Origin of the sequence: Catenovulum agarivorans DS-2 (genome assembly GCF_000568405.1) — a bacterium.
GTDB classification, from domain to species: domain Bacteria; phylum Pseudomonadota; class Gammaproteobacteria; order Enterobacterales; family Alteromonadaceae; genus Catenovulum; species Catenovulum agarivorans_A.
Genome location: NZ_ARZY01000033.1, coordinates 1 through 23,908 on the forward strand (window position 1 = coordinate 1; position 23,908 = coordinate 23,908).

Genomic DNA, 23,908 nt, shown 5'->3' on the forward strand with positions numbered 1-23,908 from the left:
GCAGCCGCCAATAAGCGTGTAAGCAATATATTGGCGAAGAACCCAGCGGATTTACCGGCTCAAATCAATACTGATTTATTAGTCGAAAGCCAAGAGCAGGAACTTTACAAGTTAGTCGCTGCCAAACAAACTGAACTAGCACCTGTATTTGCACAACGTCAATATAGTCAAGCGTTAGCTGCACTTGCGACTTTACGTGAGGCGGTGGATGCATTTTTTGATTCTGTGATGGTTATGGCAGAAGATGAACAAACTAAATTAAACCGTTTGTTATTATTGTCACAACTACGTGCACTATTTTTACAGGTCGCTGATATTTCTGTGCTGCAAAAATAATTGCAGCACTGTCACAGTGGTAAATGGATAGAGTTATGAATACTTTCGCAAAATGTTTGGTTGTTGCTGGTGCGGCGGTCTTGGCCAGTTGTAGCATTACCCCATATCCAGAACAAGTTAAAGTGGATGACCGCTCACAATATTTATATTTGCGCGGCAACTTTACTTGGTGGGATATTGAAGAGCATGCCAAAGTTGAGCGAGTTGAAGGGCAAGTCTACAAAGCGAAAGTTGAGTTGATTGCCGACGGCCAACCATATGAGTTTAAGTTTGCCGATGAAAATTGGAGCTTGGGCGCAAATTGTGGTTATTATGACAAAGCAGACCAGCAGGTCGTTATTGGACAAAAGTCCAATGCTAACTGCAACGCTAAATTTGAGCCGTTTAAATTTACGCCTAAGGTAACAGCGCAATATAACTTCTTTATCGACTTTTCTGATGTAAATTTACCCAAAGTTTGGGTTGAAAAAGCACCAGAAGAAAACCTTATTCAACAGTTAGTTCCTGATTTCTAACCAAGCGTAACCACTACGCTTGTAAGTTTTTACTTGCAAGCGTAGCGGATTTCCTGCCTGCCTGACTTCACTCCAATTCAGTTTTGCTTGCTCCCTGATTAATTTGCAATCGTCGTATCCTAGACTAGTGTTATTAATAGACTAATTGATTTGGATTTATAGATAAATGACCTCTAGTAGCCTCAAGGTTTTGTTTTTAGTATCCGCGATGTGTATCTGTGCCAACTATCTGGCGATTGCACAGGTGCAGGCTGCAACCAAAACTATTGTGCATGCTAAAGCAAATGATCCGAAAGAAAACTTAGTTTCAAACATCTTGAAACTCGCTTTGTCGAAAAGCGGTTCACCAGATACTTATCGTTTTCAAGAGTATCCTGATGGCATCAACGAAGCGCGTCTAATTAGTTTGTTGAAAGATGGCGCAATCACAGTGGCGTGGGCTGGGACGAAAAAGGAGTATGAAGACGAGCTTTTCCCAATTCGAGTGCCAATTTTAAAAGGTTTACTTGGGCATAGAATTTTTATTATTCGTAAAGGCACTCAGCAGATGTTTGACCAAGTTGAAACCTTGGATGATTTGCGCGCGATTAAGTTAGGTCAGGGCAAATTTTGGGGTGATACTACAGTGCTAAAGCACAACAGGATGTCAGTTGTCGATCCGGTCAAATACCCTAATTTGTTCTATATGTTAGAAGGCGGGCGCTTTGATTTTTTCCCCAGAGCTGTGCACGAACCTTGGAGTGAAGTTGCAGCTCGGCCAGAGCTCAATTTAACCGTTGAGAACAATATTCTGCTTATTTACCCGTATGCCATGTACTATTTTGTTGCACCTGAAAACGCTAAATTAGGCCGTTACATTGAGGTTGGTTTTCGTAACGCAATCGATGATGGGAGTTTTAACGAGATGTTTTTTTCTCACCCGCTTATTCGTGATGTCTTGGAAAAATCAGACTTACAAAGCCGCAAAGTGTTTCGTCTGAGCAACCCTAATATGAGCCCTCAAACGCCATTTGATGAAAAGAAACTTTGGTTAGATATTAATAATATTGAACTGTAACAGCAAGATAAGCAAAGCTGACGCGAAAAGCGTCAGCTTTGTTGTTTATTTTTTATTAAGTAAAAATTTGACTAGTGCGACGTACTCTTCTTCAGATTTTACGCTGCCTAATTCAATTTGATATTTACCGTTTACGATAAAAGTCGGCACGCTGCGAATATTAAAGCTACGTTGCTCTGTTTGCATTTGGTTAGCTCGGCCTGCAGCCATAAAGCTATTGTATGCAGAATCGTATTTAGTCGGCTCTACGCCAGCTTTGTTCACGACAACGTCGCGTACTTCAGCCATGCTCGCAAAGCGCTTTTTGTCTTTATGTAAATGATTAAAAATTGCAGCAACACCTGCGTCTTCCGCTTTTAACAACTCAAGTGCTGCTAAGCTTTTGCCTAAACCTTGAGCAACAGGTTTGTTGTTTCGAGGCATAAAATCTACATGGCTTTTTTTGAAGCTTGCGTCTGCTGGTAAGTCTTGCTTTATTTTCGCAACGATAGGCTCAAACGAGTAGCAGTGAGGGCAGTAAAATGAGAAAAACTCTTTTACTTCAGGCTGTGCAGTCGCTGCTTTTGCTAAAACCGTGTAGTGGGTACCTTCTTTAAATTGCTCTGCACAAGCCGCTAGAGGGAATAGCACCAGTGCAAATAATAAAGATGTAAGTTTTTTCATTATTTTTTCCTAGTTTGGACTAAATCTTGTTGATAAGTATAAAATAAATTTGCGTTCAAGTTACCGTATCATAGACCAGACATCAAGCGTAAAGGTTCCTCTTCAAGCGCTGCCAGTTGTTCTTTGAAGGCCAAAATTTGTTGTTCCCAATATCTTTGTTCTGCAAACCAACTAAAGCTGTGCTGAAAAGCTGGATCGGCCCAGCGTTTGGCAATCCATCCCATATAGTGAACCATACGCATTGCGCGCAGTGGCTCAATTAGTTTCAGCTCACGAGGGTCGAAAGATGAAAACTCTTCGTATCCTTCAATCATAGTTTCTAGTTGCAGCAATTGTTGGTTACGTTCACCAGATAACATCATCCAAATATCTTGAATAGCTGGGCCCATACGTGAATCGTCTAAATCAACAAAAAATGGCCCATCGCGCCATAAAATATTGCCAGCATGGCAATCACCGTGAAGGCGCAATTGCGTGTAATCAGCTACTTGATAAGCTTGGCAGCAGCGTTCAACAAGTTGCTGCACAATTGTTTTAAATGGGAGTTCAATACCTGAAGGCAGCATAGGGCACTCTAAAATGACTTTTTGCGCGTCCAATAAGTATTCTTTGGTGCTAATACTGGGGCGATGGGTAAACGCTTGTTGATGACCCACTTGATGAATGCGGCCAATAAATCGACCCATCCACTCAAGGTGGTCTAAATTATCATTCTCAAACGCACGACCACCGACACTCGGGTATAAGGTAAATCGATAGCCTTGGTGATGATGTAAGCTTTGTTGATTGATGATAAGTGGAGCCACCATTGGCACCTCAGCTTCAGCAAGTTGCTGAGCAAAAATATGTTCTTCAACAATCTGTTGGTCGGTCCAACGTTGGGGACGATAAAACTTCACAACATATCGCTTGTTGTCATCGCAGACAAACTGATATACACGATTTTCGTAGCTGTTCAGCGCAATAAGACCAGATTGAGGGTAAATGGATAAAGATTCGATTGCATCTAAAATTAAATCGGGCGTTAAACTGCTAAATGAAAAATCGTCTGACATAGGTGTGATTCCGCTGTGATTAAAACAAGCTAGATTGTTGACTTTGGTTGTCTTGTATCGTTTTTGTTAGTGTATCTGGATACACAGAGTAGCCCAAATGCTTTTTCAGTTCATCTAACCAAATTTGTGCCAGTTGGTGCACTTGGGCATTGTCGGCCGTGTGGATAAATAGGTAAGGCGTTTTACCTTGCTCCAACCAGGTTTTGAAATGTTTGAGCCAAGGTTGAATAAATTTGAGGTTGTCTGCTAATTGACTGCAGCCAATATAACGAACCATCGGCTGCTCAGCAGTCGCAATTAAATGTACTGGCACTTTAGGTTTTTTCTTTTGTGCATCTATGATGGCTTCGCTTGTCGGTGCTTGACTATGAACGGGCCGAGTGTCCATTAAAACTCGGTTTACTTTGCTTGTGATCAATAATTGATTTAGCGCTTTTTCTGTATGCGTTTTATTAAAAAAATCGGGGTGGCGAACTTCTACTGCTAGGTCTAACTCGGCATATTGATGTAAAAAGTGGCGTAAGTTGGCTAAATCAGCATAAGCGAAGTAGGGAGGTAATTGCACAATTATTTGGCCAATTTTATTGCGTTTGAATAACGGGGCCAATGTTTGCAGAAAGGTCTCCATCTCCACATCACTGTGTTTGAGTTTATTTTGGTGAGTGATTTGCTGTGGCAGCTTAAAACAAAATTTAAATTGCTCATCGGTAGTATCAGCCCAGCGCTGCACAGTTTGTGCATTGGGTAGCGCATAAAACGTAGTATTGCCTTCAACACTTGAATAAATTTGACTGTAGAAGGCTAGGTGGTTAGCACTGCTGGTGTTATCAGGGAAAAAATTTTGTTGCCATTGTGGGTGGGTCCACATGGCACAACCTAGATGGATGCGTTTGTCTAACAAAATAATACGACCGTGTTACGCTTGATATCTGTTGCTTGATACATTGAGGTCACACTCTATGATGCAACCTCAACAAAGTTTGTTATTGGTCCTGGTATACGCCTGATTCAACCAATACTCGAGCAAGTTCAACCATTTCAGCTTCGGTATTGTGCTGGTCGTCTTGCCAATCAGTACCGATACGAACGCCATCTTTACCTAGCTCTTCTAACCAAAAATCAAAGTACTCGGCAACTGGAATGCTGGTTGGTTTGTAGTCTGCCCATTCATCAGTGCATGTGGCTTGAGCTGCCTGTTGGCTGCTCCAGACTAATAGTACTTCGGTGTTTTCAAATTCTTGAGAGTCAACAACCACCCAATCTTCTTCTGCCTCATCAGCGGTTAAGCCCCACATGGTTTGGCTTTGTTTTATTTTATTGGCAAATTCGAGTAATGCTTGATGTGTTTCATTCATAATAATCTATACCTTTCAACAGGTTTGTGGTCGTGAATATCCATAGCATAGCGGATAAAAGCTGGCATTTATATTTTTTCCTGCAGTCTGTTGGCTAATATCTTCTAGTTACTTGGTGATTATTGTAAACTTCTGGTTTTTTACTTGGGGCTAAATGATGGCGAGTTTAGGAACTTTATATGTGGTTTCTGCACCGAGTGGTGCGGGAAAATCGAGTTTAATTAAGGCTTATTTAGCTGACCATGGGGATAATGCAAGTGTTTCTGTGTCGCATACAACACGCGCTCCACGTCCGGGTGAAGAAAATGGTGTGCATTATCATTTTGTTAACCACGCTGAGTTCGAAAAGCTAATTGCTCAGGATGCATTTTTTGAATGGGCCGAAGTGTTTGGTAATTATTATGGTACTTCTAAAGCTGCTATCCAGCAGCAGTTAGAGCAGGGGCTCGATGTATTTTTAGATATAGATTGGCAAGGCGCTCGCCAAGTTAAAAAACTTCAACCGAATGCAAAGACCATTTTTATTGCGCCGCCATCGCAAGCTGAATTATTGTCACGTTTACAAAAGCGCGGACAAGATAGTGACGAAGTGATAGCGAAACGGATGCAAGAGGCTCAAAGCGAAATTTCTCATTACGATGAATTCGATTTTATTGTGGTTAATGATGATTTTGCCCAAGCGTTGGCTGATTTGACTGCGATTTTACGAGCGCAACGCTGTACTCAGCAAAAACAAGCGAAAAAACATCAGGCTTTATTTAGTGATCTCTTGGCTTAAGCTTGATCATAAAGTAAACTGTTTGCCCTTTTTTAAATAATTAGCATAAATAGCGGAGTAACTATGGCTCGCGTAACGGTTGAAGATGCGGTTGAACAAGTAGGTAATCGCTTTGATTTAATTTTGGTTGCAGCGCGTCGCGCACGCCAAATTGCCTCAGAAGGTAAAGATCCTTTAGTTGATCCTGATAACGATAAAGCAACAGTGATTGCTTTACGTGAGATTGAAGAAGGTTTAATTAGCTCTGAGATTATGGACGAACAAGAACGTCGTGAAACTCAAGAGCAAGAAGCTGCTGAGATTGCAGCAGTTGCCGCGTTCGCTCAAAACAGAGAATAATCTCGCGCTAATCCCTAGCGTCTAACCATCCCATTTATTACCCCTTGTAATAAATGGGAATGGCTTCAAAAAAATAACTTGCCATTGACGTGTCCGTCGTTCAAATTTGTGGCTAAACTTAAAGTTCGTCTGTCATTTTTAGCGTTGTTTTTATTAAACTCTTTGTTTCGTGGGAAGATTAGGTGGATTTATATCAAGACTTAGGTGAGCTAGTTCGAAGTTATGTGTCACCAGAAGAAGCTGAATTGGTTGAAAAAGCATTTGTGGTTGCCAGAGATGCCCATGAAGGTCAATTTAGGTCAAGTGGTGAACCTTACATTACCCACCCTGTAGCAGTGACTCGTATTTTGGCGCATATGCATTTGGATTATGAAACCTTATGCGCGGCGTTATTGCACGATGTGATTGAAGATACTGATACCACTAAAGATGACCTTGCAGAAACTTTTGGTTCTGTAATCGCCGACTTGGTTGAAGGTGTCAGCAAGCTAGATAAAATTCACTTTAACACTAAACAAGAAGCGCAGGCGGAGAACTTCCGCAAAATGATTATGGCTATGGTGCAAGATATTCGAGTTATCTTGATCAAACTGGCTGATCGCACACATAACATGCGCACCCTCGACTCGTTGCGACCGGATAAGCGCCGGCGTATTGCCACTGAAACTTTAGAAATATATGCACCAATTGCTCATAGATTGGGTATCCACGATACAAAAAATGAGTTGGAGAACCTTGGTTTCAAAGCCATGTACCCAATGCGATACCGCGCATTAGGAGCTGCAGTCAAATCTGCGCGAGGCCATCGTAAAGACGTTATCGAAAAAATTGGTAATGAGATCCGTAAGCGCATTGGTGAAAGCAATATTGAATGTATTGTTAAAGGCCGTGAAAAGCACTTGTATAGCATCTATAAAAAGATGAAAAACAAGGAATTGATGTTCAATGATGTAATGGACATTTATGCGTTTCGAATCATAGTAAAAGACTTAGACACCTGTTATCGCACCTTTGGTATTGTACATAATTTATACAAGCCGATTGAAGGTCGTTTTAAAGATTATATTGCCATTCCTCGTATTAACGGCTACCAGTCTTTGCACACATCTTTAATCGGGCCACATGGTATTCCATTAGAAATTCAGATCCGGACGCATGATATGGAGCTTGCTGCTGATAAAGGTATCGCAGCACATTGGATGTACAAAACCACAGATGATGACGACGAAGATGGCAAGGCGCAGTCCAATATTAGCCAGTTCCAAAAAGAAGCGCAGCTGGTTGCGGGTAGCAAAGAAAAGGAAACTTGGTCATTTAAAGCTGGTGATGGTAGCACAACCGCACAGGTTCGTGCGCAACGTTGGATGAACAGCTTAGTTGAATTGCAACAAAGTGCGGGTAACTCATTTGAGTTTATTGAGAATGTAAAATCAGATTTGTTCCCAGAAGAAATTTACCTGTTTACGCCGAAGGGGCGCATTATTGAGTTACCCAAAGGTGCAACTCCTGTCGATTTTGCTTTTGCACTTCACACTGATATTGGCTTTACCTGTGTAGGCGCGACGGTTAATAATAAACCTATGCCATTAAATCAGCCTTTAGAAAGTGGCCAAACCGTGTATATCGTTACCTCAAAAGGAGCACGGCCCAATGCTAATTGGCTTAATTTTGTTATTACGCCACGAGCTCGGTTAAGAATTCGCAACTACCTGAAAAATCTTAAAGGCGAAGAGTCTGTTGATTTAGGCAAACGTTTATTGAAAGTGGCGTTAGGGGATGTCGATTTAAATGATATTCCTGAAGAAAATATTGCTACAGTTTTAAATGAAACCAAATTGCAAACTGTGCATCAGTTGTTAGCTGAAATTGGCTTAGGCAATTTAATGAGTATCGTAGTTGCACGCAAGTTGCTAAAACGCGACGATGCAGCAACAGCGCAGGGTGGTGAGTCTTATCTCGATAAAAAAGTCTCTATTCGGGGCGCTGAGGGCATGTTGGTAACGTTTGCTAAATGTTGCCGACCAATCCCTGGTGATAGTATTATAGGTCATGTCAGCCCGGGTAAGGGCATAGTGGTCCATATAGACAATTGTCACAATGTTCGAGATGCTGCTACTGAACCGTCTAAATATTTTGATGTGAGTTGGGATAATTCACCCAATGAAGAATTTGCTTGTGCGTTGCGCTTAGAATTACACAATGTTCATGGTGCGTTGGCACGTGTAACGACAGCCATTTCTAAAACAGGCTCAAATATTCAAAGCTTATACTCGGAAGAGAAAGATGACTACATCTATAACGTTGATTTGGTGCTAACAGTCACCGACCGAGTTCATTTAGCTCAAGTGATTAAGAAAGTGCGCCTTATTGAGGACGTACAAAAAGTTGAGCGTCATAAAAAGTAACCCGCGTAGGGTTAGTTAACAGATAAGAGTAGAAAATTTATGTCAAAACAAATTATTAGTACAGATAAAGCACCTTCAGCTATTGGAACTTATAGCCAAGCAGTAAAGGTAGGAACAACGGTTTATTTATCAGGGCAGATCCCATTGATCCCAGAAACTATGGAATTGGTTGATTCTGGGTTTGCAGATGAAGCGCATCAAGTGTTTAAAAACTTAAGTGCAGTTTGTGAAGCTGCAGGTGGGTGTTTAAATGATATGGTTAAGGTCAACATCTTTTTATTAGACTTAGCGAACTTTGCTCAGGTAAACGAGATCATGGCTCAGTATTTTTCTAAGCCTTACCCAGCTCGAGCAGCTATTGGCATCGGTCAATTGCCAAAAGGTGCACAAATTGAAATTGATGGTGTGTTGGAGTTGCCAAGCACTAATTAATCCAAACGCAGGATAACAACCTATTTTCTAAGGCAATTTTCCTTTGAACTTGTTGAATTCGCTAACAGCAGCTGACTACGCTAATTCGCCTTGCGCTCAGAAAAATTGCCCTCTAGAAGAAGCACGCTTGTTATCCATAGTTCAGGTTATTTGACCTGTGATGCCAGCGGTTGATGCAGCTGATGGCAAAATGTTACTAGCTATAAAACCTGCAATAAATATGACGCCAGAAAGACTCGCCCGCATTCAAACCATGTTTAGTAATCGTCAACCGGATTTGACGGTATGTTTAGAAAACGTTCATAAAACACATAATTTATCTGCTGTTGTGCGTACCGCTGACGCCGTGGGTATTCATGATGTACATGCGATTATGCACTTGGATAATCCACTCAAATCAGGGTTAAGAACGGGCACAGCTAAAGGGACTCAAAATTGGGTAAACGTGCATAAACACGATGAGTTAAGCCAAGCTTTAGCTATTTTTAAGCGCCAAGGCATGCAAATTGTTGCGACCAACTTATCTGACAGAGCAGTCAATTACACCGAAATTGATTACACCAAACCAACGGCGTTGATTTTGGGGCAAGAAAAGTATGGTATCTCGCAACAAGCTTTAGCCGCGGCCGATCATCATGTGGTCGTGCCTATGTTGGGGATGGTGCAATCGTTGAATGTATCTGTTGCGGGGGCGCTAATCTTGTACCAAGCACAGCAGCAAAGGTTAGCGGCAGGTATGTATGGTGGTGAATGTAAATTGCCGATTGCTGAGCAACAACGACTGTTATTTGAACGTGGGCATCCTATTTTTGCTGAGGCATGCCGACGCAAGGGGTTACCTTATCCTACAGTGAATCAACAAGGTGAAATTGAAGCTGATGAGCTGTGGTGGCAACAAATGCAAATGACGGACGAGGCTTGGCAGGCAAACCAAGCATAATCGTCCTTAGTGTTAGTTTGCCATATATTGCCGTTCTAGCTGGCTATAACCCAAACCATTATGTTTATTGACGCGTATTTGCACTGGTATGCGTTCTTTTAAGCTGTCTATATGGCTAATGATGCCTATCATTTTGCCACTTGCATTCAGCCTATCTAACGCATCTAACGCCAAATCAAGCGTGTCCGAATCAAGCGTGCCAAACCCTTCATCTAAAAATAAAGATTCAATATTAGTTTTGTGGCTGACCAAATCTGATAGAGCTAGTGCCAGCGCTAGGCTAACTAAAAAACTTTCTCCACCCGATAATGTTTGGGTGTCGCGCTCTACGTCATTTTGCCAAGTGTCGATAATAGCAAGATCTAACCCATCTTGTGATTTGCGAACCAGCTGATACCTGTCGTGGAGGTGTTGTAATTGTTGGTTGGCGAGGTACACCAATTGTTGCAGGGTTAAACCTTGTGCGAATTTGCGGAACTTATCACCTTCGGCAGAGCCTATCAGCTCGTTAAGCAACGCCCAGTTTTGATGTTGTATTTGTGCTTGCTCAATTTGTTTGTTTACCTCGGCAAAGTTTTGTTTTAGCTTTTCAGCATGTTGGTATTGCTGATTAATTTCGCCGAGTTGCTGCAAGCGGTTGGTATAGCTTAGCTCCAAGCTTTGTATCGCTTCAGCCAAAGTTTGTTGGTGATTGATTTGCTCAGTGTCACTGTGATCGAATTGACTGAGCTGCTGGGCAATCGGCTGTTGCGCGAGTAATTGTATCTGCTGGTCTATATTGGCTTGTTGACTTTGATACTTGAGCACATTCTGTTCAATGTTTGTTAATTGATCGGATAACGCATTTAACTCATCTTCGTTTAACAAGGCTTGCTGCCAACTGGAATGATCGCTAAAGCCATGCTCTGCTAATTTTTCATCACGGCTGCTTTTAAGTTGTTTTAGCGTTTGCTCAATTTGAGCTGATGTTTGTTGTTGGTGATTCAACTGGCTGTGTAAGCGTGATAAGTCAATTTGTAATTGACTTAGGTTTTGTTGTTGAGTTTGGAAATTTAACTCCGCTTGAGTTATTTGTGAATCAGATTTGTGCTGAATATTTACGATTGATTCGCCATCAAACCATTTTTGTCTGTCCGCTTTTTGTTGAGTGAGTTGAACTTCAAGCTCCTTAACTTGTTGCTGCAGTTGCTGTAAAACTTGTTCATCTGTTGTTCGCTGTTTAGACAAGTAATCGATTTCAGTCGCGAGTGTTTGCCGTTGTTGCTCCAATGTTTGAAACCTTTGTTGCTGATTTTGGTATTCAGTGATTTGACTGGCTGCATCGGCAATTATTTGGCTTATTGTCGTAAATTCTAGTTCAGTTAACTGTTGTTGTACGCATAACTTGCTATCAACGAGTTGCTGGCGAAGTTGTTCGGTCAGTTGCTGCTGTTTATTATGGGTTTGAGTGTTGTGTTGTTGTAGCTCTTGCTGTTGTTGCGCTAAAGCACTTTGTTGTTGTGCGAGTGAGGCTAGCTCAGCAGACAAATTATTGTTTTGTTGCAGGGTTAATTGGCATTGATGTTGAGCTTGCACAATTTGTTCATCTAGTTGCAGACTGGTGCTTAGTGAATTGAGGTGGTTTTGCAGCTGTTGTTTTACTGTTTCGAGTTGTGTTGTAGCATCCGCTGGCCATTGGTTAAATGCTTGAAGAACAAACTCGGGGCAAATAAGCTCATCAGGCCAATTCGATTTAAGGTCGATGGCTAAGCGTTTGTGTTCAATGTCGTCAAAGTTCTGTTGTTCGTTAGCCAGCTGTTGTAGTAACCAATTTTGTTGATGTTGATGTTTTTCTATTTGCGATTTTAATTCGCTCCCTTTTGCTTCTAATTCTGCTAGTTCGTGGGTTAATGTTTGCTGGCGTTGCTGCTGAGCTTTTAGTGGTTGCGCTATGTTTGGCAAATCTTTGGCAAATGGATGCTCAACCGAGCCACATAAAGGGCAAGGTTCATCTTCTTTGAGGTCATGCCTATGTGCCTCTAACGACATTATGGTCTTTTGTTGCTCAATGATGGTCGTTACATCGGTAAGTTGTTGTTTGCAATTCTTGTACTGCTGACGCAATTCTTCCAACTCGGGGGTGAGCCGGCTAATATGGTGGTTACTGTCTTCTAGTTGCTTTTGTGTTTGGGTTATTTTTTGTTGTTGACTATGTAGTTGCTGGTAAAAAACAACAATTTGCTCAAGTTGGGTAAGCGTTGTTTGTCCTTGCTGCAATAACTGTTTTTTCTGCTCTGCGGTTAAGTCGCTAAATACTTGGATTTGCTGTGCGATTAATTTCTCAATTTGTCTCTGTTGTTCACTCAAGTTATTGGTGAGTTGCTTTTGTTCGCTTTGCTTTTGTTGGTGTAGCTGGGCTAATTGTTGTTGCTGCTCGCTGATAGTTTGTATTTTATGGGTATCGCGGGCACAACTGTGTTTTAGTTCTTCAATCGTTTGTAGTTGGTTTTGCCAATATTCAAGTGTTTGTTGATTGAGGTTGTTCAAGCCAGAATTTTGTTCAAGCCAGCTTTTGCACTTGCTCAACGCTTGTTGGTTTTGTTGTTGTTTATTTTGGCTGTTTGCAAGTGCTTGCTTGTTTTGAGTGGCTGTTTGTTGGTGTTGCGTTAGTGAATGCTCGAGTTGCTGGTGTTGTTGCTCTGTCAATTGAAGCGCTTGTTCAAGTGGCCTGACATGGGTGTCGATATCTTGGTTAATCTTTTGTTGTTGGGCTTTGCTTTCATTCAAGCTGTTTTGTGCTTGAGTGACTTGTTGATGCTGTCGATCAACTTGTGCCTGTGTTTGCTCAACAGCCTGCTTTGAATGGCCAATTTGTTGCTGTATTTGTTGCTGTTGCTCTTGCTGCTCGGCGAGCTTTTCTACCACAGGTTGGCACTGCCGTGCTGCTTGTGCTCGTTCGAGCTGTCGGCTCATATCGCTTGATTGTGCCTTGGCCAATTCAGCTTGCTGTAAATCACTTTGTGCTTGCGCCAGTTGCTGGTGCAGCGAGTGCTTTTGCTCTAGCCAGTGTTGTTTTTGCCTATATTGCGCTAGCGTCGTTTTGTCGTGGTTGCTTTGTTGTTGCAAGCTATGTTTTTGCGCCAACAGCTCAGCCATCTCTTCGTCTGACAGTAAATTTAGATTGCTTTGTTGGTCGGTTAGTTTTTGTAGAGCTTGCTGACTGCTTTTATAATTAGTGAAAACTTGCTTAGATATTTGGCTGTAAATTTCTGTACCAGTGAGCTCCTCTAGCAATTCGGCTTTTTCATTGCTTTTAGCATTTAAAAATTCAGCAAATCGCCCTTGTGACAGTAATATCGATTTAGTAAAGCGCGCAAAATTCAAACCACTTAGCTGCTCTACTTGAGCTTTAACTTCGGGCAGTTTGTCTGCAATCAGCTTTTGCGATTCCAAATGATACAATTCAGCTTTGGGTGGTTGGAGTTTACCTTCGCTATCCCCCCGAGCTCTGCGCTGAAACCAACTAGCTTTATAACTATTATTTTTTATCGCAAATTCGACCTCAGCCAAACAATCTGAGGTATGCCGTGTCATAATCTGATTGTGGTTCGCTGAGACATTTAACCTAGGCGTTTGGTGGTAAAGTGCTAAACAGATGGCGTCTAACAATGTGCTTTTTCCTGCACCGGTTGCGCCGGTAATTACAAATAACCCATTGCTTGCAAAAGGCTCCTGGGTAAAGTCTATTTTCCAATCACCTTTGAGGGCATTGAGGTTTTTTAAGCGCAGGCTAAGAATTTTCATTGTCTAAGGTCAAACTTTGTTGGTAGCTATGTTGAAATAATTCGCTAAGAGCTTGCTGTTGTGCTTCGTCTAGCTCTAGGTTTTCGAGGCGTTGTTTAAATACGTCGTGCGGAGTGAGCTCGTCTAAACTAACGTTTTTTTCTTGTACTTGGGTTTGTAAAACTTTTTTACTGCGACGTACCCTTAATATTTCTAATTGCGAGTCGGCAGTGAGCAGCAGTAGTTTTTGCTGGAGGTCGCTATGGTAATCGTCACTACTGACTTCGATATCTAACCAGATGTTTTGTTGTTGAGTTGCTAGCTCAGTTAATTGCTGTTCTACCTGAGCGATATTTCCTTTTATTTGCGCTATTGCTTGGCTACACGGGATATTGAGTGTGCTAATTTTCAGCTGAGCAGGTGCACCTGACTTTTGTTGGTTTATGTTGGTATCGACCAAAACAACGGACTTTTGTTGGTTTGCTTCGTCAAAACTCATGGCAATCGGTGAACCAGAATAACGTATGTGTTGTTTATTACCGATGACTTGTGGTTGATGGATATGTCCCATGGCCAAATAGTCAAAATCAGGTAGAGCTTCGACGGGGACTGCTTCTAAACTGCCAATATAAATATCGCGCACTGAGTCTGTTACCTTAGCATTGACTATGGTTAAGTGTGCTGTGCCAATGATCGGCAGTTGTTGACCTGTTTGTTGATGTAACTGCTTTTGTTTGTCTAAGGCGATTTGGTATAACTGTTGGTAATGTTGTTGGATAGCAGGCAATAAGCGGTTTTGCGCTTGGTTGTATTCGTCTTTCGACAGCCCTAATAAATCTCTGGGACGTAAATAGGGCACAGCGACCATTATCGCTGCTTCTTTTTTGTTTTTATCATGCAAAATTTGCACTTGCTGTTGGTAATCAGATATTTGTTCTGGCTGAATCGCTTGGCTAATTAACGTGGTATTGAGGGCTTGGTAGAGGTTTTTATTTTCATTAAGAACCGCAACCGAGTCATGATTGCCGCCGAGCAATATTAGCTGGCAACCTAGTTGATTGACTTGAATGACCAATTGATTGAGCAAAGTGCGCGCGTAGCTAGGGGGCGCAGCTGTGTCAAAAATATCCCCAGCTACGATTAAGCCATCTACTTGTTGCTCTTCTATCGTATGCAATAGCCAATTAAAAAAAGCTTGGTGCTCTGCTGCACGGTTTTTGCCGTAAAAATTTTGGCCTAAATGCCAGTCAGAGGTATGAATAAAACGCAAACCAAGCTCCTTGTGTATCGGCCAGAATATTATTTATTTTTTGGGTTAGGTGTGTAAATTGGGTTTGGGAATTGGGTTACTTTGTCACCTAACGAACTTATTTTTGCTGTACCTTGTTTTTTTACTTGGTCGATGCGCAATACATTGTGCATTGGCAAGTAGGTGCTTTCAACTTGCTCAAACTCAGACTTGAGTTTTTCTTCACTGGTATCAACCACTAAAGTACCGTGGTTGTTCCAAACGAAGTCGCCAATTTCAATGAAACCAAACAAATTGCTGGTGGTTAAACGGCGAACATACAGCTCATACTTCTCACCGTTGTTGATAAATTGCACTCGGTAAATTGGATTCTTGTCAGACATAACAACTTAAAGGTTAACTACAAAGGCGGCTATTTTAATCATAGCCATGGCTAATGTCATCTTGCTCAGCTTATCGCCGCGCTTTTTCTAGTAAATCACAATGCATTTGGTAATTCATGTCTAGGTTCAGCCATTTACGTTTATTCAGTTGGGCCTTTTTAAGCACATCACCGTGAAACTTTTCAAATAGCTTGTTAAAGCTGCCATCTGCCAATGTTTGATTTAATCCCTTCAAAATTGCTTGTCCGTAGCTTTCATATGCTTGTTTACTGAGAATAAAGCGCATTTCAGCTTTATAGACAATCATCCAGTTTGGCTCAACAACAAAAGGCTCGTTGGTGTGGTGCTCTAGTTCGATGAAAATTTCAGAGACAGAGCGAGGAAAATAATCCCCATGTCCTTTGAGCAGCATATTGAATAAAGATTCATAACTAGAGGAAGTGGTGATAGGCAAGCCGTGATGCAAATAAAAACGTGTATCAGGCCAATCATGACCCATAATGGCTGTGTACTTATAAAAATCACATGGATGTTCAATTTTACTGAATTCCGCCAGTTGATCTTGGTGGATCAGAATTAGACGGTTGCCAAAAATGCCTTGGTAAATGTCAAAAGGGACCGAGTAGGGATAAGATTCACGTGTTTGATTCATCATGGTCCACATAATATCCACTAAGCCATTTTCAACAGCCCACAGTGCTCGTTGTTGCTGCATGGGGGTATTAGCGGTAACTATCTCAATTTTTTGTTCAGAACGTTCTAATGCTAGTTTGAGTAGTTCAATTGGGTAGTCGTCGCGCATATCTCTTTCATGGCGAGGTTTTGGGTAAATTAGCACTTTATCTGCATAGCTAATGATTGGCGTGAAAGAAATGACTAGAAAAATAGATAATGTCCATCTAGCTACAAACGCTTTTAGCATATCGTTTCCGAACGTGGCCAACACGGTAACTTAAGTTTAGGACAAACTATTCGGCTTTGCTAAAAACCTGAGCTCTGGATTAAAATTTGCTGGTAAGGGCAGAGATTTATCCAGAGTTCAGGTTAAACAGCATAAGCAGCATAAAAACAGCTGTGGTTAATCCGCTTTGGCAAACAAATTACCAATTTTCCAAAAACGACCACTCGATTTATTGCCTTTTTGGTCAACATAACCATGCCATAGTTGAGCTAATGCGTCTCTAGCTTCTAAGCCAAACTCAGGTTGGAGCAAAGCTAAACGAGATTGCTCTACTGATGTGGCGAGTTTTTCTGGTGGATGGCTGATTTGCCATAGCCCCAGCAGCATTGCATAACTGCGCATCAGCAGCTGAGCACAAGTTTCATGCTCTTCCAATTGTAAACGACTGGCTAAGTCTTTTGCTGTGGTGGTTAATGTTTCAAGCAAGCGGTTTTTAAAGTCGAGCAATATTTTTAAGTCAACATTTTGTTCGATAATTGAACTGCTTAAACTTGCCAATTGGAAAAATTGCGGTTGTGTTTCAATGTAGTGACACAAAGCATTGATGATTTCGTCAGCATCTGGCTTTTCTGCGCCGATGGCGCTGCGAATGTCACTAAACCAAGCGGTATAGTGTTTCTCGAGCAGTGCTAAAAATATCTCTTCTTTACTTTTAAAATATAAATAAACAGTGCCTTTGGCGATCCCCGATTGATTCGCGATGGCAGCAGCGGTTGGTAATGCTTCTGGACTTTCATCAAATAGTTCAGCGGCAGTTTGTAAAATAAGATCGCGCTTAAGAGATTTATCTTCGGCAGAGCGGGCTCGTTTTGCTGATTTGATCATGGGTAACTCCTTTCCTTGGTTATGACTTAGTGTCATCGAGAGTGGTGAATTTAACAAATCATTTGATTTCATTGTAGAACTGTAAATTACACTTGGTCAATTAATAAACTAAAACAAGATGCTATACTAAACATACTTTTGGTTATTAAGATAATTAGACATCAAGTAATTGTTCAGACTTATGCTTGCGAGTATTTATCTTTGTCTCCTAACCAGCGCTTGATTAATTGTTCGGTCACTTGATGCTGCTGTAATAGCTTACGCGCGCACTTTCTTGCTGGGCTAATGAGCTGGCTATCACGCAATAGGTCTGCAACTTTAAACGACATTTCGCCTGTTTGTCTGGTGCCTAATAATTCACCTGGACCACGTATTTCTAAATCTTTTTGCGCAATATAAAACCCATCGGTACTTTCTCGCATGACCGCAAGACGCTTTTGACCCGTTTTTGATAATGGTGATTTGTACATTAATAAACAATGGCTTGCAATGGCACCACGACCAACTCGCCCCCTTAGTTGGTGAAGCTGAGCCAGTCCTAAACGTTCAGGGTTTTCGATTATCATAAGACTAGCATTGGGGACATCAACTCCAACTTCTATCACTGTCGTAGCAACGAGCAAGTCGGTATCACCTTGTTTAAAACCTTGCATGACTTGCTGTTTTTCGCCAGCTTTCATTCGGCCATGCACCAAGCCTATACTTAAATCAGGCAAAGCTTGTTGTAATTGGGTGGCGGTATCTTCTGCTGCTTGGCATTGTAGCGCTTCAGATTCTTCAATTAAGGTACATACCCAATAGGCTTGGCGTTGTTCTTGTTTACAAGCTTGATAAACTCGTTGAATGACCTCGTCTCGGCGGCTGTCCGGCAACACGACAGTTTTGACTGGCGTCCGTCCTGGTGGTAACTCGTCAATAACGGATGTGGTTAAATCAGCGTACGCTGTCATTGCTAGTGTACGTGGAATTGGTGTTGCTGTCATAATAAGTTGATGTGGATACAATCCACTATTAATTCCTTTATCTCGCAAACTCATGCGCTGGTGAACACCGAATCTATGTTGCTCATCAATTATCACTAAGGCCAACTTGGCAAATTCAACATCTTGTTGAAACAATGCGTGTGTACCAACAACCATTTGGCTGTCGCCGTTCGCTATGCGCTCTTGAGCTTCGCGCTTTTGTTTGCCTGTAAGTTTGCCAGCCAGCCAATCGACTTTAAAACCGAGAGGTGAAAGCCAATTGGCAAAGTTTATCGCGTGTTGTTCTGCCAAAATCTCGGTTGGTGCCATTAGTGCAACTTGCAAACCCTGCTCTAGTGCTGATAGCGCTGCAAGTGCGGCAACGAGTGTTTTACCCGAGCCAACATCGCCTTGCACTAGCCGCATCATAGGATGTGGCTGTTGCATATCTTGTTGTATTTCGTGAACAACTCTTGTTTGCGCATTTGTAGGCTGAAACGGCAAACTAGCAATAAAGTTATTTAACAATGTCTGTGCGGGGGCAATTGCTACTGAAGGGTATTGTTGAGTTTGTTGACGCAGCTTTTGCATACTTAAATTATGTGCAACCAGTTCTTCAAAAGCCAACCTTTGTTGAGCAGGGTGGGTACCTGCTTCTAGTTCTGCAAGAGATACATCTGGCGCGGGTCTGTGCAGTGTTTGGATGGCCTTGGCTAACGTGTATTGTGTGGCAATGTCTGCAAGTGGAATTAGTTCGGCAATTTCGGCGGTTTTTAGTCGCTCGAGCGCTTGGTCGGTTAAGCTACGCAACGTATTTTGTTTTAAACCTTCAGTGGTCGGATAGATTGGTGTAAAGGCTTCTTCTACGTGTTGCAAGCTATCGAGATCTCCTACCTTATATTCAGGGTGGACAATTTCATAGCCGTATTTTCCACGCTTAATTTCACCGAAAGCTTTAACGTGTTTGCCAACCGAGAATTGATTCTTTTGCGCTGCAGAAAAATTAAAAAACCTTAAGGTTAAACTCTGCTGTCCGTCGGTAATTTTACAGATCAGCATGCGTTTACGACCAAACACAATCTGACAATTTTCGACTTCACCGATTACAGTCGCTGTGATTTCAGGTAATAAATCATTGATGGCATAAATTCGCGTGCGATCTTGATAGCGAAGTGGAAAGTGAAACAGCAGATCTTCAACTGAATGAACGTGTATTTGGGTTAACTTTTGCGCGACTTTGGCACCCACGCCTTTAAGTGTTGTTACCGATTGTGATGCGAGCCGCGATAAAGACATACAAATTAATATACTGTTGAAATTAACAGTATATTAAGTCGACACTTTTGCTAATTGCAAGTACTTTTCAGTTTAACGGTTAAATGCTGAAAAATCAGGCTCTAGATTATGACGCGCAGAGGTATCGACTGATGGTTAGGATCAGCTTGTTTTTATCTAGAGGCTTACTGACATAGTCTGTCATGCCTGCTTGCAGGCATTTTTCTTTATCGCCAGACATTGCATTGGCGGTTAAAGCGATAATTGGGAGGTTTTTGTGTTTATCGCCGACTGCGCCTTGGCGAATCTTTTCTGTGGTTTGGTATCCGTCTAATTCAGGCATTTGGCAATCCATTAAAATTAAGTCGAATGAAACCTCTTCATCTGTTAATTGATTCAGCGCAACTAAGCCGTTGCTTGCTATGGTAAATTTTAGATCTAATTGTGAGAGTATTTCGGCGATGACCAGTTGGTTAATTTCGTTATCTTCAACCACTAAGATGTGTTGGAAAGAAAACTTTTGTGGCAATTGGGATTGTTTCGAGCGATTAGCAGAACCATTGGCATTGGGGCTAAAGACATTGTGTAAGCTGTTGAGCAGGTCGCTCGCCAACAAGGGTTTATTTAAATAAGCACTATATCCAACTTGTTGTGCTTGATGGCGAATTTCTGCTGAAGAAAGAGAAGACGACATGATAAATTGTGTCTTGTGAGCTGGATATGCTTGTTTAAATTGTCTCAAAAACTCGATGCCGTCCATTTCTGGCATTTGCATGTCTACAATTGCCAAATCAAATACTGTCTGGCTATTTCTGACGATTTCTAGCGCAACTATTGGGCTAAGCGCCTGCTGGCTGTTTATTTCCCAGATAGCCAGCTGGTTGCGCAGTATCTCTAGGTTGGTTGCATTATCATCAACTAATAGTGCTTTTAACCCTGCCAACCTTTTATGTTGAGCGAGTGTTGGCTCGGTTGAACGAACACTTAAAGGGTATTCGAATTTAAAACTACTTCCATAGCCATATTGGCTGGTAAACCATATGTTGCCCCCCATTATTTGACATAACTTTTTACAAATAGTTAGGCCCAAACCCGTACCTCCAAATTTTCGAGTCGTGGAGGTGTCGGCTTGACTGAATGATTGAAACAAAGTTTCCTTTTGTTCTTCTTTTATCCCAATGCCAGTATCGGTGACAGCGCACTCTATCCACCATTGTTGTTGCCTTTTAATTTGTTTCACGCTGACAACGATTTCGCCCTTGGCGGTAAATTTTATTGCATTTCCGACTAAATTAAGCAGAATTTGCCGAAAACGGGTAGGATCGCCAGTAACTAATGGGTGTTTTATGCCAGTTGTATCAACGATAAACTCTAGCTGTTTTTGTGCAGCTTGCGGTTGTAATGCATTGGCGCTCTCTTCAACAATAGCTTGTAGGTTAAATGCGATCTTTTCTATGTTGAGTTTGTTGGCCTCTATTTTTGAAAAGTCGAGTATGTCGTTAATAATCGCCAATAAACCTTGAGCTGAACTATAGGCTATATTGAGTTTGTGAGTTTGCTCTTTACTGAGCTCGGTTGTTTTTAATAACTCTAACATGCCTAATATGCCATTCATCGGCGTGCGAATTTCATGCGACATATTTGCTAAAAACTCGCTTTTTGCTTTGCTGGCAGCAATCGCTTTGTGAGCTAAATCAAGAGCAGATTGTTCTGCATTAATTAGTCTAGCTTCAAAACGGTTTAGCGCTATGGCGGCCAGTGTCAAATACAATATTAGATTGAGGATGTTGCCAACGAAAAAACCAATGTTTAACCAAGTTGGATAGTTAAGCGCAATTGGAAAGGTTGACCAGTGAATTACAAAAATAATGCAGGTAGACATCAACAACAAAGACCAGCAGTGGTGTAGGCTTTTTTTGTTTCGCCAAATCACCATTGCGCTTAAACATAAGCAAGCGCATTGCACACAGGTGAGCAAAACAGCGTTATAAGTTGCAGATAAACTTGCCTGATAAACTATAAAATAGCCCAAGCAAAAAACACCACAGGTCAGCAACATATGTTTTTTGTATATTTGCCAATTGTCGTTGAAAAATAAGCATAAACCTACAACCACAAATGTTTTTTCTGCTGTTAATAAAGCCGCATAGATAACAGGTGCTGAGCCAGTGGGCAAATAATCAGGTAGCAGATAAAGCGTTACTCGCCCCATCAATGTGCCAATATTGGCGGCCAACCACCATATCGCCCCCGTACGCGCTTTTGCAACCAGTACCACCCAACTAAATAATAACAGCAGCAGAATGTACGCGGTTAAGCCAACAATGTGCACAACATCGGCTTGATGCATTTAGAAACCCCAACTCAAAGTTAAGCCATATCGTCGGGGTGGGCTCCATATGCCGATAATACCTGGGCCAATCACATAAGAATGGCTGACATATCGGTTATTTGTGAGGTTTTTTCCCCAAAACGAGATCTGCCAATTATTGTTAGCGCTGTGCCAGGTTACATTCGCATTCCAGTATTTCTGTTGGTCAATAATTGTATTTTGGTTAAGGTAGTCACTAATTTGCTCATCTATAAATTGCCAGCTTATGTGGCCATCTAAATGACCGCGACCTTCAGATAACGCGAATTGGTAATGCGCGATCACATTGGCAGAGTGCTTGGGTGATTGGCGTAATTCGGAGCCGGTCAGGTCGACTTCTCCGGCAAAAGCCGCCAGTTTAAATGCTTTTATTTCGCTATCTAGGTAGGCGTAGTGTCCAGACAATTCGAAATGATTATTGATGATCCAATTCGCTTCAAGCTCCACTCCTGAAATAACAGATTGGTCAATATTTGTTGTTAAAAAGGTACCAAAATCACTGTCTTGCGGCGAAGGGCCAAAGCGGGTAATTTGTAGGTTTTGATAGTCAGTGTAAAACAGACTGGTATTGAGTCTGAGTTTGTCTGCAATTTGCAGTTTGTGACCCAGTTCATAGCTTGTTGCTGTTTCGGGTTTAATTGGTGTCGTTGCGACACTTTCAACGCCTGGGGCGCCTGCAAACCCACCACTCTTAAATCCTTTACTAATGCTGATATAGATCATGCTTGAATCACTTAGGTATTGCAGCGCTATTTTAGGTGATAAATTGTTCCAGCTATGTTGGCCTGTCGCCTGAAAAGACTTTTGCATAATCGACAGACTTGCATTGCCAACGTCACACAAAGGGTTGTTGTTGACTAGGGCATTTTCCTGTTGTCCACAGTTTAAGCTGGTTGACTGAGTTTGTTTGTTGTCTTTGGTGTAACGAATGCCAGTCACTAGGTTCCAGCGTTTATCAATCGCCCACTCACTTTGGATATAACTGGCATAACTTTTGGTTGTATTATGTTGGTCGGCAACTTCGTTACCTACTGTTTGCTGGCCATTGGTGGTTGAGTTATTGTCGAGCTTAAATTGCTCGACACGTTCGGTTTGTTCATTTAGGTAATATAGGCCAACAACATACTTAAAGTTTTCACTCGGAGTACTCAACCAACGAAGCTCGGCTGAATGTTGTTGTATATCTTCCAATATATCGTCGTTAACGTCTAAACCTAAGTTGCCTGCAGATAGGTCATAATTGCCGCCTAATGGCGCTCCAACACTCGCCATTTCCCAATCGGTAGATGCCTGCCGGTAAGCAAAAATGCTTTGTAGTTGGCCTCCCCAAAGTTTATGTTTGTTGGATAGGCTAATGCCCATATTGTCTCGCTTGGAGAAGCCATCAATCGGCGAAGTTGAAACACCCGTTTTTCCTCCAAGATCTTGCCAAACTTGAATATAGTCGAAGTTGCCATTCTGATAAGGAAAGCGACCCATATCCGCTCTGTCATCTGCGGAATAGTCTGCGGTTAACAGCCAATGACCGTTACTGTTGTCGAACAATAGTTGCGCTCTTATCGCATGAGAGGTGAGATCTTGCTGCTGGGTATTCAACAATGCGTTGTGCACATAGCCGTCATGAGCACGGTAATTATAGCTAACTCTTGCTGCGATGCTGTCCGACAACTCGCGGTTGACCACAGCTTTTAGTTGTTGGTTTTGATAGTTGCCAAATGATGTTTTAATTAAATTGGTTTGACTAAACTGAGGTAACTCACTGGTTAAGCTGATTGCACCGCCAATGGTATTTCGGCCAAACAAAGTACCTTGTGGACCCCTTAATACCTCAACTCTAGACAAGTCGAGTAGGTCAAAGTTTATGTTGGCTTGTCGGCCGATGTAGACGCCATCTAAAAATACTGCAACAGAATTGTCCATCCCAGCACCGTCGTCAGCTGAAATTATCCCTCTTATTGATGTCAAACTTTGCCCAGGTGCAAATTCAGCATAGCTCATACCAGGTGTTGCCAGAGCAATGTCGTATTGGTCGATTATGCGCTGTTGCTCTAATGCTTCGAACGAAATAACCGTAGCAGAAACGGGTACTTGTTGTAGGTTTTGTTCAAAGTATTGGCTGGTTACTTTGATAACTTCAAGCTCTGTCGCTTTAGTGGCAGCGGAGGTGAATAAAGCAGCTAACACAATTGTATAATATGGTCGTAAATTGGTTGAAGCTCGCATAATCTGCATAAATTGCTCACTG

The 23,908-nt window shown here is 41.8% G+C and carries 20 protein-coding genes; 8 read left to right on the top strand and 12 right to left on the bottom strand.

What is annotated here, in order from left to right; translation table 11 throughout:
• From DS2_RS14935 to DS2_RS14945, 3 genes are all read left to right on the top strand, one after another.
• A partial coding sequence (locus tag DS2_RS14935) for a DALR anticodon-binding domain-containing protein (protein WP_035015634.1) occupies positions 1 to 336 on the top strand: 336 nt, incomplete at its 5' end.
• 35 nt (positions 337 to 371) lie between these two features.
• The gene (locus DS2_RS14940; RefSeq protein ID WP_035015635.1) at positions 372 to 851 is read left to right on the top strand and encodes a hypothetical protein; all 480 of its coding nucleotides are present in this window, start codon (positions 372 to 374) and stop codon (positions 849 to 851) included.
• 166 nt (positions 852 to 1,017) lie between these two features.
• A complete protein-coding gene (locus tag DS2_RS14945; RefSeq protein ID WP_035015636.1) occupies positions 1,018 to 1,908 on the top strand; it encodes a hypothetical protein in 891 nt (296 codons plus the stop codon).
• Positions 1,909 to 1,953: 45 nt separating this feature from the next.
• Here the strand turns inward: DS2_RS14945 and DS2_RS14950 are convergent, their stop codons facing one another.
• The 4 genes from DS2_RS14950 to DS2_RS14965 all read right to left on the bottom strand — a co-directional run bounded on the left by DS2_RS14950 (position 1,954) and on the right by DS2_RS14965 (position 4,981).
• The gene (locus tag DS2_RS14950; protein ID WP_035015637.1) at positions 1,954 to 2,571 is read right to left on the bottom strand and encodes a thiol:disulfide interchange protein DsbA/DsbL; all 618 of its coding nucleotides are present in this window, start codon (positions 2,569 to 2,571) and stop codon (positions 1,954 to 1,956) included.
• A 68-nt stretch (positions 2,572 to 2,639) separates the two neighbouring features.
• Positions 2,640 to 3,626, bottom strand: coding sequence for a serine/threonine protein kinase (locus tag DS2_RS14955; protein WP_035015638.1), 987 nt, complete (start codon positions 3,624 to 3,626; stop codon positions 2,640 to 2,642).
• A 19-nt stretch (positions 3,627 to 3,645) separates the two neighbouring features.
• Positions 3,646 to 4,494, bottom strand: a complete 849-nt coding sequence (locus DS2_RS14960) for a DUF72 domain-containing protein (protein WP_035015639.1) — start codon at positions 4,492 to 4,494, stop codon at positions 3,646 to 3,648.
• Positions 4,495 to 4,609: 115 nt separating this feature from the next.
• Positions 4,610 to 4,981, bottom strand: coding sequence for a DUF2750 domain-containing protein (locus DS2_RS14965; RefSeq protein ID WP_035015640.1), 372 nt, complete (start codon positions 4,979 to 4,981; stop codon positions 4,610 to 4,612).
• A 154-nt stretch (positions 4,982 to 5,135) separates the two neighbouring features.
• On the opposite strand from DS2_RS14965, the gene gmk reads away from it, so the two are divergent.
• The 5 genes from gmk (at position 5,136) to trmH (ending at position 9,875) form a co-directional block, all read left to right on the top strand.
• On the top strand, positions 5,136 to 5,759 hold the full coding sequence (gmk, locus tag DS2_RS14970) for a guanylate kinase (protein ID WP_035015641.1): 624 nt from the start codon (positions 5,136 to 5,138) through the stop codon (positions 5,757 to 5,759).
• A gap of 63 nt (positions 5,760 to 5,822) precedes the next feature.
• Positions 5,823 to 6,098, top strand: coding sequence for a DNA-directed RNA polymerase subunit omega (gene rpoZ, locus DS2_RS14975; RefSeq protein ID WP_035015642.1), 276 nt, complete (start codon positions 5,823 to 5,825; stop codon positions 6,096 to 6,098).
• A 182-nt stretch (positions 6,099 to 6,280) separates the two neighbouring features.
• Positions 6,281 to 8,503, top strand: coding sequence for a RelA/SpoT family protein (locus tag DS2_RS14980; protein ID WP_035015643.1), 2,223 nt, complete (start codon positions 6,281 to 6,283; stop codon positions 8,501 to 8,503).
• A gap of 39 nt (positions 8,504 to 8,542) precedes the next feature.
• Positions 8,543 to 8,935 (top strand): RidA family protein, encoded by a 393-nt coding sequence (locus DS2_RS14985; protein WP_035015644.1) that lies wholly within the window; start codon positions 8,543 to 8,545, stop codon positions 8,933 to 8,935.
• Positions 8,936 to 9,155: 220 nt separating this feature from the next.
• The gene (gene trmH, locus DS2_RS14990) at positions 9,156 to 9,875 is read left to right on the top strand and encodes a tRNA (guanosine(18)-2'-O)-methyltransferase TrmH (RefSeq protein ID WP_035015671.1); all 720 of its coding nucleotides are present in this window, start codon (positions 9,156 to 9,158) and stop codon (positions 9,873 to 9,875) included.
• 12 nt (positions 9,876 to 9,887) lie between these two features.
• Here trmH and DS2_RS14995 read toward each other — a convergent pair whose 3' ends face one another.
• The 8 genes from DS2_RS14995 to DS2_RS15030 all read right to left on the bottom strand — a co-directional run bounded on the left by DS2_RS14995 (position 9,888) and on the right by DS2_RS15030 (position 23,895).
• Positions 9,888 to 13,658, bottom strand: a complete 3,771-nt coding sequence (locus tag DS2_RS14995) for an AAA family ATPase (RefSeq protein WP_035015645.1) — start codon at positions 13,656 to 13,658, stop codon at positions 9,888 to 9,890.
• Entirely contained in the window at positions 13,645 to 14,907 is a 1,263-nt protein-coding gene (gene sbcD / locus DS2_RS15000; RefSeq protein ID WP_035015646.1) for an exonuclease subunit SbcD, read from the bottom strand. Before sbcD ends, DS2_RS14995 begins: the two co-directional genes overlap by 14 nt.
• A gap of 29 nt (positions 14,908 to 14,936) precedes the next feature.
• Positions 14,937 to 15,269, bottom strand: coding sequence for a DUF1820 family protein (locus DS2_RS15005; RefSeq protein ID WP_035015647.1), 333 nt, complete (start codon positions 15,267 to 15,269; stop codon positions 14,937 to 14,939).
• 70 nt (positions 15,270 to 15,339) lie between these two features.
• Entirely contained in the window at positions 15,340 to 16,191 is an 852-nt protein-coding gene (locus tag DS2_RS15010) for a hypothetical protein (RefSeq protein ID WP_035015648.1), read from the bottom strand.
• A gap of 156 nt (positions 16,192 to 16,347) precedes the next feature.
• Positions 16,348 to 17,055: a TetR/AcrR family transcriptional regulator gene (locus DS2_RS15015; RefSeq protein WP_035015649.1), complete on the bottom strand. Its 708-nt coding sequence runs from the start codon at positions 17,053 to 17,055 to the stop codon at positions 16,348 to 16,350.
• A gap of 179 nt (positions 17,056 to 17,234) precedes the next feature.
• Complete coding sequence (gene recG / locus DS2_RS15020) at positions 17,235 to 19,313, bottom strand: ATP-dependent DNA helicase RecG (protein ID WP_035015650.1); 2,079 nt, start codon at positions 19,311 to 19,313, stop codon at positions 17,235 to 17,237.
• 106 nt (positions 19,314 to 19,419) lie between these two features.
• Positions 19,420 to 21,642 (bottom strand): response regulator, encoded by a 2,223-nt coding sequence (locus DS2_RS15025; protein ID WP_051479920.1) that lies wholly within the window; start codon positions 21,640 to 21,642, stop codon positions 19,420 to 19,422.
• A complete protein-coding gene (locus DS2_RS15030; RefSeq protein ID WP_051479921.1) occupies positions 21,643 to 23,895 on the bottom strand; it encodes a TonB-dependent receptor in 2,253 nt (750 codons plus the stop codon).
• Positions 23,896 to 23,908: the final 13 nt, after the last annotated feature.

Coding starts and splice junctions, on each gene's coding strand:
- trmH (WP_035015671.1), top strand. CDS start 9,156: ATGACGCCAGAAAGACTCGCCCGCATTCAAACCATGTTTAGTAATCGT.
- DS2_RS15025 (WP_051479920.1), bottom strand. CDS start 21,642: ATGCATCAAGCCGATGTTGTGCACATTGTTGGCTTAACCGCGTACATT.
- DS2_RS14945 (WP_035015636.1), top strand. CDS start 1,018: ATGACCTCTAGTAGCCTCAAGGTTTTGTTTTTAGTATCCGCGATGTGT.
- DS2_RS14955 (WP_035015638.1), bottom strand. CDS start 3,626: ATGTCAGACGATTTTTCATTTAGCAGTTTAACGCCCGATTTAATTTTA.
- DS2_RS14985 (WP_035015644.1), top strand. CDS start 8,543: ATGTCAAAACAAATTATTAGTACAGATAAAGCACCTTCAGCTATTGGA.
- DS2_RS15030 (WP_051479921.1), bottom strand. CDS start 23,895: ATGCAGATTATGCGAGCTTCAACCAATTTACGACCATATTATACAATT.
- DS2_RS14950 (WP_035015637.1), bottom strand. CDS start 2,571: ATGAAAAAACTTACATCTTTATTATTTGCACTGGTGCTATTCCCTCTA.
- recG (WP_035015650.1), bottom strand. CDS start 19,313: ATGTCTTTATCGCGGCTCGCATCACAATCGGTAACAACACTTAAAGGC.
- DS2_RS14995 (WP_035015645.1), bottom strand. CDS start 13,658: ATGAAAATTCTTAGCCTGCGCTTAAAAAACCTCAATGCCCTCAAAGGT.
- DS2_RS14940 (WP_035015635.1), top strand. CDS start 372: ATGAATACTTTCGCAAAATGTTTGGTTGTTGCTGGTGCGGCGGTCTTG.
- rpoZ (WP_035015642.1), top strand. CDS start 5,823: ATGGCTCGCGTAACGGTTGAAGATGCGGTTGAACAAGTAGGTAATCGC.
- DS2_RS14965 (WP_035015640.1), bottom strand. CDS start 4,981: ATGAATGAAACACATCAAGCATTACTCGAATTTGCCAATAAAATAAAA.
- DS2_RS15010 (WP_035015648.1), bottom strand. CDS start 16,191: ATGCTAAAAGCGTTTGTAGCTAGATGGACATTATCTATTTTTCTAGTC.
- DS2_RS14960 (WP_035015639.1), bottom strand. CDS start 4,494: ATGTGGACCCACCCACAATGGCAACAAAATTTTTTCCCTGATAACACC.
- DS2_RS15015 (WP_035015649.1), bottom strand. CDS start 17,055: ATGATCAAATCAGCAAAACGAGCCCGCTCTGCCGAAGATAAATCTCTT.
- DS2_RS15005 (WP_035015647.1), bottom strand. CDS start 15,269: ATGTCTGACAAGAATCCAATTTACCGAGTGCAATTTATCAACAACGGT.
- gmk (WP_035015641.1), top strand. CDS start 5,136: ATGATGGCGAGTTTAGGAACTTTATATGTGGTTTCTGCACCGAGTGGT.